We start from the raw sequence: 8189 nt of genomic DNA on the forward strand, positions 1-8189 counted from the left end.
ACAGCTACGTTAGAAATGGCTACCACTGCTTTGAGATTTCCAGCGACGAGCTCTTTCAGGCCAATGTTGCCTACCGCAGCGGCGTTAAGCGGTTGCACGGAATATTGCTGGCCGGAGTTCAGGCCAAGGATGGGAGTAACCCACTGTGGACGCTGGGCTATGGCTTTGGAACCACTGTTAGCTTGTCAAGGAAGCTATCGCTCGATATGGACCTAACTGCTCAGCAGCTGATGAAGGGGGGCATATTTCTTTCCAGAAGTGGTTTAGCCCGAGGATACCTTGGGCTAGGGCAGAAGCTATCGTCGCGAGTTGCCCTTGCTGCCGGGGTAACATTTAACTACCTAGCGTTTGATACTGCAAAGCAAAACAACGTGCAGTATCTTACTTCGCTTGCACCCCACACGCTTTCTAGTAGCGTTGGAGCCAATGGAATTGCCCTGCAGTCGTGGCTTGGATGGAAAATTGCGTTGAGGTTATACTAACGTAAGTTCGATATAGTAGAACGCAATTTCACAGTTGTTTTGCCCAAAATTCACTCGATACAGTTGGTTGTATTTATAGCTTCATATTTAGTAAAGGTGTGCAAATGTTCTTAGCGCAGGCTAGGGCATTCAGTTAGTAACGGAATTTTAGGTGGCTTTACGAAAATAGTTGCATCGAGCTGAGGTTATACTCGCTTCCTGATAAAAAATATTTTTAAGAGGGGGGAGTGTTCTTTCCTGAGTTGTCATAGTAGCGTAAATGAAAAATTTAGCACTATGAAATCAAAAAGAAAGTTAGGCAGCACTTGTGGCCGAAGAGTTGGCTTCCTGCTGCTTATTATGTTGATGGTAAGCCTTGCCGCTACGGCACAGGACTCTCTTTCGGTATCACCGAAGCCCACTTCACCCACAGTAGAAAAGGCAAGTGAAAAATGCCATTGCATAAGCGATTCGGTGTTCCAAAGAGTGCAGCTTGGCGTGGTGCCGGGCATTAGCACCAACTGTTACCTAAAGAATCCCCAAACCGTTAACGACCTCTCCTTCAACTTGCTGGTTGGAAAGGTATATAGCGTTCGTTACTTGGAGCTTGGTGGGCTGATTAACATGGACGAATCGGATGTTAGCTATGTTCAGCTGGCGGGTATTGGCAACATTGTGGGCGGAGATTTCAAAGGCGTACAATCCTCGGGTATTGTTAACACGGCCCACTCCGTTAAGGGCGTTCAGCATGCCGGGGTAATTAACTACGTTAAAGGCCCGATTGTGGGGGTTCAGCATGCTGGGGTGGTAAACCTCGACAAGGGAAATGTAACGGGAGTTCAGGGAGCCGGTGTGCTCAATATGGTCGACAGTATGCGTGGTTTTCAGCAGGCTGGGGTTTTTAACCGTGCGCTGAGAGTGAATGGTATGCAGGCAGCCGGAGTATTGAATATGGCTACCAATGTTAAGGGTGTGCAGCTTTCAGGAGTGGTTAATCAGGCTCAGGATGTTCATGGAGTTCAGGTGAGCGGTGTGGTAAACAAGGCTAAGGCCGTGAAGGGTTTCCAGCTGAGCGTGGTGAATATTGCCGATACCGTTGACGGAGCAAGCCTTGGCGTGGTAAACATTATTAAGCACGGTGGGTATATGCGCTGGGAGGTGAGCGGCGATGAGGTGTTTCCCGTTAATGTGGCCTTTCGTTCGGGCGTGCCCATGCTCCACTCCATTCTTACGGCTGGGATAGCCACCGATAACCTAAGCAACCCAACGTGGACGTTTGGTGCTGGGCTTGGCATGTCGCTTGGACGACCGGAGAAGATGCTGTTCGATGTAGATCTCACTGTGAACAACGTGGCACAGGGAGGCCGTAACAACGAGGATCAGCTGCTCCATCGCATATACCTTGGGGTGGATATACCGGTGGGAAAAAAGCTCTCCATAGCGGCCGGTGTAACCTACAACTTCTTCTTCTACGAGCAGGGCGACAAGAACAGGATTAACGATATAATGCCCTACTCCGTTTACAGGGAGAACATCCACGGCACCTCCATGGTGGATAGCTGGGTGGGTGGAAAAATTGCCATTCGGTTTAGGTAGGGTTATTCCCTCTTTACGCTAAAGGTCTGCTGCTACTGTGCGGCAGACCTTTTAGTTTTTTGTGGGGGTTAGGTTGAATGGTAAAGGAAGAATGTAATTGCATTGATATGCAGCAAGGAATCATGGGATACTACCCTCCTGCATGGCAATTTCTTCCAAAATCTTTGTAACTTGCTCTTGTGTAAAGCGTAGGTTTTTCATCTCTTAAATTTTAAAGTTTTGCAACCTTAAATTTAGAAAAATCTCACTTTACACACTTTTTGGGACAGTATCCATGGGATACTTCGCTTGCTAGTTACATACACCTATGTTTGAGTGGGGAGAAACCCCTGTGTTCTGTCTTCCATTATCATACTCTATAGTCACATGTGCTTATAAGAGGCTGTTTCAGGATTCATATATTTTAATCCAAGTGGAATCACCTTTAAAAAATCATTATCATTTGTTGATAGAAGAACATAGTCGTTGTGAATGGCTGTTGCTGCAATAACTGCATCTGGTAACCTTATATGAGTTGATTTTCTTATTTGAATTGCACTGTTTATTATTTCATCATTAATGTAATGAATTTCAGAGCCGGCTAAAAACTCTTCCCTTACTCTAATATCTTCGGCAATTGGGGGATTCCATACTAATAATTCAATTTTCGTAATGAACGAAACTTTACAATCATCATCAACCAAAGTATCCATAAATGAAATTGCTTTTGGAGGAAGTACCTCGTCCAGATATTTTACAACTGTACAAGTATCAATTAAATATTTCTGTCCCATTCGCTACGTAAATCTGAAATTTGATCGTCAATTTCTTTATTGCTTTGTTTTGATAATTTACCTCTCAAAGCAGATAATTTTCTTTTAGGCTTTTCAGAGAATATCATGAATGTAGAGCCACTTGGCGGGCAAAACATTACAGTCTCATTTTCGATGCCACATATAAAGTCGTCGAATGAAAATCCTTTAGATTCTGTTTGCCAGCCAGCGACCTTATATTCAGCTTGTGGTTCATTTACTACTGTTATCATGGGGGTCTCCTTTCGTTTCTATAAATTTATACTTGCTTAATTTGATTATGATGCAGAAAAGAACTACAACGTGTTCAAAAGAATATTCAAATATATCCATTAAGCCGTGAGCAACTGCATTTCGCAAATTTAATCCTGCCTTTTCTGCTAATACATATTTTATTAGTATTCTGTCTTCCTCATCAAAATTAGTTTTCTGTTCAGGTTTTAAAAGTGGTTCGTGAGCAATATCAGCCAATAAATCATCCAATAATTTTTCCATTACCAATCTATCTGAGCCTTTCTGTCTTGTTTTAAATGTTGCAATGCCAATTTTCTCACAAAAATATCGTAAAAGCCCCTCAACTTTCAATGTTAAACTATCGGTTACGGTAACAAATTCACATTGATAAGTATTGTCAGCGAAGAAACTGTCGAGTTCATCAAACAACCTTTTCAATCCAGGTTTAAGTGTATCTATTGGTTTGACATCTACTGCCTGACCATGATAATTCCTTACAATAACTTCATTAAACCATGTGCCTTCTAAATGGGATATCACAGAGGCGTAATTTAATTTCTTGGCTTTATAGGCTTCAATAAAAAACCTATGCATTGTTTGTGTACCAATTTGAAAATTGAATGTATATGAGTTCCAAAAACTGAATTTTTCTTTTTCTTCATCAGTATAAAACACGTCAACCGTGTTTCCAAATTTATCCATTATTGATGTTGGGAGCATTGAGAGCAAAACGGTCTGTTTACTCAATTCAACAGAACGGTCTTTAATATTTTTAATTGTATCATACCATGGAGATGTTATGAAATGATTAATTATGCCTCTTTCGTTGTTGTCAGCAACCGCTTTTAAAATGCGCTCATTCATATTATCAACGTGCTCCTTTGGTAGTTCTTGCCTTACTTCTGACAACCGAAACTTGCCTCTTAATTCGGAATAATATTTCTCCAATCTACTAATGTCATTAGGTAGTTTAATCTGTTGATAAATGCGGAGTGCATTTCCTGCAAAATTCACACAGGTATGGTTTGATTTACTTTCTGCATCAGTTGCGAGTTTCTCATACAACTTTGCTTTGTATTTTAATAAGTCATCGACCGGTTTATTTCTTTTTTGCTCAATAGCAATATTACGGTCAATGGCATACATTGCACCCCATACATAGGTTTTTTCAAGTTCTTCAGCCCCTGCCAAGTTTTTATCAACAACTTTCTGAAAGTCGATTAATTTATTTGATAAACCAAAATAATCGGATAACAAACCAGAAAGGTCAAGTAAAATACGTAAAGTGCCTTCCTTAGTAATATCCCAATTTTGGTGCGTTTCAAATATGTATTTAATTATATTAGTCAACTCAGGCTCAAGATTTGATTTTTCTGCAACACCGAATGCCATTCGCAAAGAATGGAAGAAATGCAACACGTAATGATTTTTTTCACCACCTTTATTAGCTTTAGCTTGATAATCTTTGCTAAGCTGAAATAACTCATTACAAAGCTGACGTTTAAAATCATTATGTCTTGACGTGGCAGTTTTTTCACCAAAATACACCATTAAACCGTATTCAGTTTTTGCATATAGGTTTTTGCATTCGTTGTAACGTTTTTCAAAAAATTCAAAATCTTGTTGGGTGTATTTTGTAACATCAGGCCAATAAAGAGGTATTTGGCTGCCATCTTCCAAAGTTTGTGTACCACTCATTTGCCAACTTAATCCGTTAATAATTCCTTCTGCATTATCATGTTTATTATCAAAAGACTTTTGAACTGAAAATACTTCTCTGTCAAGTTCTGCAATTGCAGCAATATTCTGTTTGCCTTCTTCAAAAAGTTGCTTGCAGACCTGCTGAAATTCTGAATTGATTGTATGGACATCCTTACAATCGTATGAACTTTCATCAATCTTTTTCAAATATTTTTCTAGAGTATTCATTTCTTGTTCCTTCACAATGATTTACTTTTCAATTTATGTCTGTCATTTCTGTTTTCTACCGTGTATAAACGCAATTGTGTCAGTTTGTCCAATAGGTGAAATAAAATTGGTTATACCCAAATATATGAATTATTCCCATACTGTAAGTTAAGTTTTTTTCCTTTGTTTCTCTGCGGCGAAGCGTGTTCGCCGCGGAGAAACGTTGCGGTTGGCCTATGGGCAGGGCCACGCTAAGGTGCTGAGCTACTCGGTGCGCTCAAAGCTTACGGCCTCAATGGCCCGCTTGAGCTCCACCCCCGGCGTAAAGATTACCTTTACCCCGGTAATTTTGCCGGTGTTGAACTCCTCCAGGGTGTCCACACCATCGCTGGAGATGGAGAGGCGCAGGGAGCCAAACTCTCCCAAGCTTACGCTCTTGCCCATAACTAGATACTTGGGCATGGCCTCCAGCAGGCTCTCAATTACGTTGGACACGTCGCCCCGCGAGAGCGACGACATGCCGGTAATCTCCTTGGCCAGCTCGGTTTTGCTAATCATGCCGTCGTTTACCGTAGAAGCATACCACTTCTTCGCTTGACGGTCCTGCGGATTTATCCGCTCAATCAAATGGTACTTCATGATACTTGGTTTTGTGCCTCGGAAGTATGGCCTGGGCGATAGCTCCGAAGCGGATTTACAGCATATGCTGGTTGTAGTTTGTCTGCATCAGCATGGAGCGAAAAAATCTTGGGCAAGATTTTTTTCCAAGTTGGGCAAAACTTTTTCCCGGGATGGGCAAAACTTTTTCCCGGGATGGGCAAAACTTTTTTCCAAGTTGGGCAAAATTTTTCTCTCCTTTAACTTTTAATCTACTTGAACACAATCAAAGGCTAATCCTACATTCTGTAATCCTAAAAACCGTGCTGGCAAGCGGAGGAGGAATTGTGAATCCAACACTCTAATCTAAAGCATGTTATCCCAAATTTATGGCAACGTTTTTTAAAAGTCAAGAGCTTTTTAGAAAAAAGTTAAGGTTTGGGCAAAAAAAATGCACAGAACGACGCCTATTCTAACCCAACAAAACGCTGGCGCGAGTGGCAGGAAAATGGGAGAGATGGCTCTGCTTGTTGGGTTAGTGGGTGGGGAGAGCTAATTGATTATCCACTATTATTCAATTTCTCTATTCCCAATCAAATTTAGCTGCCAATTTAGTCTTTGCTTATCAAATCGGCTCATATATGTTAATGCACTGGTAAATAATACTGGTGTATTTATAAGTGTTTCATCTTTTTTCTCAATAATACTCTCTGCGAGTCTCTCTTTTATGATGTGTATTCCATATCTCACATCAAATACAAAATCATAGCCAAACCAAACATTGTCAAATTTTCCATTTTCATTAACCTTATTAATCCCAAAGAAATTTGCAGCCCCAGTGTTGCATACAACAATTATTTCGGGGTTTATTTTGCACATTATATCATGACTTAATCTTAATTGCTCGACAATGAATTGGATATCGTTTTTGAAGAATAGCTCTATCTTCTTTTGATTAGTCTCTCTGAACTGGAAAAGGTCAATGTAGGTCCAATTATTTTCATACCTCGTTCCAACAACTAGGTCACCAAAACTCTTATAATGTTTTGGATAATCAGTTATAGCTCTATCAATATCATAAAGAAATGATTCGTTATTTGCATCTGAAGGGAATGATGGATTTATACCAACAAATAAAGCTTTCCCTTTTTTAAATTCAGCCCCTACAAAACCTCTATCGATTATGGCTTGAACATCTTCTTGACTCGATTTATATTTAAATATTTCAGTCAATTTTGTTCGTGTTAAATTATCAATTTCTTCAGGAACCATTGTTCTTTTTATATAGTGGCTAACGAGCGTATAAATTCAATTGCATTTCTTTCACCAAAAGGTGGAATAAAATTGCTCCTTACACAAATATAGAAATCTTTACCACAACTCTTTTAAGGCCGTGGGGAATTTAAGGCCGTTATATTTTAGTGGGATGGATTTAGGCTGGGGAATATGGCGTAGCATACGGGTGGGGAGAGAAAACAATTTCGGAAACCAGTCCGGTTGCAAATTCTGCAATGTAATGTTCTGCAATTCGGGTCATTCCTTCGCTGTTTTATTGGTTGGGTTGAATTTATCCTCATTCCATTTTAAGGGGTTGTTCATAATGTATTCCGATATGGTTTGGTACGATTGTTCGTTGCGTATGATGTGGTCGTAAAAACGCGATTGCCATGCAAAATTGAACCCCAACCGGTGTGCGTGTTTCGACACCGCCGATTTGTATGAACCGATAATGGACGACAACGTATTTTTGCCCTGGTTTTGAAATCGTTTTTGCCCAATGGTTTGTTGTGGCGGTTGTTGTTGTTGTTGTTGTTGTTGTTGTTGTTGTTGTTGGGATTGCGGGGATTGTTGGGATTGGGGTGATTGTAGAGACAACGCATGCGTTGTCTCTACGCATGCGTCGTCATCCACGTATGCGTCGTCATCCACGCATGCGTCATCATCCACGTGGTTACCATCCCCGGACGTATCGCCATCCGCGTTGTCGTTCGTTTCAACGGTTCCATTGCCATTCAATATCAATATGCCGTGCACATGGTTGGGCATAACCACAAATTCGCCCAAATCGATGTTTGGGGTGTGGTTTTTAATTTCGTGCCATAAAATGTCGGCAATAATACCCACACCCGATAAATTCATTTTTCCATTTACCACATCACCCAAATGGTTTTCCCTGCCCTTGGTGCAAATGGTTACAAAATAGGCCGCAGGTTGCCCATAATCCCAATGCTGCAATCGGGTAGACGGTATGCGGTATTTATTTTGAAATTTGACCATGTTGGTTTTCGATAATCACGAACGAGCATCTACACGCTTGTTCTTTAGCCATTTGGTGGAATAAATCATCCCTTACACAAATATAAAAATCTTTGCAAGAACCCTTTATTCTGCCAGAAGGATTTTAATGCCCTTGGTGGTTTAGTGGGAGGGATTTTGGGTGGGGAGGAGGCTTATGGTCACACCTGCGTATGGAGAGCAAGTTGTCTCGTCCTAGAAAAAGTTTACAGATTAATACTTAAATCCTGAGATAGATTTACATTAGAAATTAATCCTGAGATTGGTTTACAATGATAGGATTTTTCTTGTAATAATTCTTCCATAA

General features: G+C 40.7%; 8 protein-coding genes. 2 read left to right on the top strand and 6 right to left on the bottom strand.

Annotated features, from left to right (window positions below; all coding sequences use genetic code 11):
* Together VMW01_00380 and VMW01_00385 are read left to right on the top strand one after the other, a co-directional pair.
* Positions 1-482 (top strand): hypothetical protein (locus tag VMW01_00380; GenBank protein ID HUW04691.1); only part of this gene is annotated, 482 nt, incomplete at its 5' end.
* Between the two features lie 276 nt (positions 483-758).
* On the top strand, positions 759-2057 hold the full coding sequence (locus tag VMW01_00385; protein HUW04692.1) for a hypothetical protein: 1299 nt from the start codon (positions 759-761) through the stop codon (positions 2055-2057).
* Positions 2058-2419: 362 nt separating this feature from the next.
* Here VMW01_00385 and VMW01_00390 read toward each other — a convergent pair whose 3' ends face one another.
* The 6 genes from VMW01_00390 to VMW01_00415 form a co-directional block, all read right to left on the bottom strand.
* A complete protein-coding gene (locus tag VMW01_00390) occupies positions 2420-2830 on the bottom strand; it encodes a type II toxin-antitoxin system VapC family toxin (protein HUW04693.1) in 411 nt (136 codons plus the stop codon).
* The gene (locus tag VMW01_00395; GenBank protein ID HUW04694.1) at positions 2812-3081 is read right to left on the bottom strand and encodes a hypothetical protein; all 270 of its coding nucleotides are present in this window, start codon (positions 3079-3081) and stop codon (positions 2812-2814) included. The genes VMW01_00390 and VMW01_00395 overlap by 19 nt, the downstream gene beginning before the upstream one ends.
* A complete protein-coding gene (locus VMW01_00400; GenBank protein HUW04695.1) occupies positions 3062-5026 on the bottom strand; it encodes a DUF4209 domain-containing protein in 1965 nt (654 codons plus the stop codon). Before VMW01_00400 ends, VMW01_00395 begins: the two co-directional genes overlap by 20 nt.
* A 228-nt stretch (positions 5027-5254) precedes the next feature.
* A complete protein-coding gene (locus VMW01_00405) occupies positions 5255-5629 on the bottom strand; it encodes an HU family DNA-binding protein (protein HUW04696.1) in 375 nt (124 codons plus the stop codon).
* Between the two features lie 528 nt (positions 5630-6157).
* On the bottom strand, positions 6158-6859 hold the full coding sequence (locus tag VMW01_00410) for a hypothetical protein (protein HUW04697.1): 702 nt from the start codon (positions 6857-6859) through the stop codon (positions 6158-6160).
* 261 nt (positions 6860-7120) lie between these two features.
* Positions 7121-7864, bottom strand: a complete 744-nt coding sequence (locus tag VMW01_00415; GenBank protein ID HUW04698.1) for a hypothetical protein — start codon at positions 7862-7864, stop codon at positions 7121-7123.
* Positions 7865-8189: the final 325 nt, after the last annotated feature.

The organism is Williamwhitmania sp. (genome assembly GCA_035529935.1).
GTDB lineage: Bacteria > Bacteroidota > Bacteroidia > Bacteroidales > Williamwhitmaniaceae > Williamwhitmania.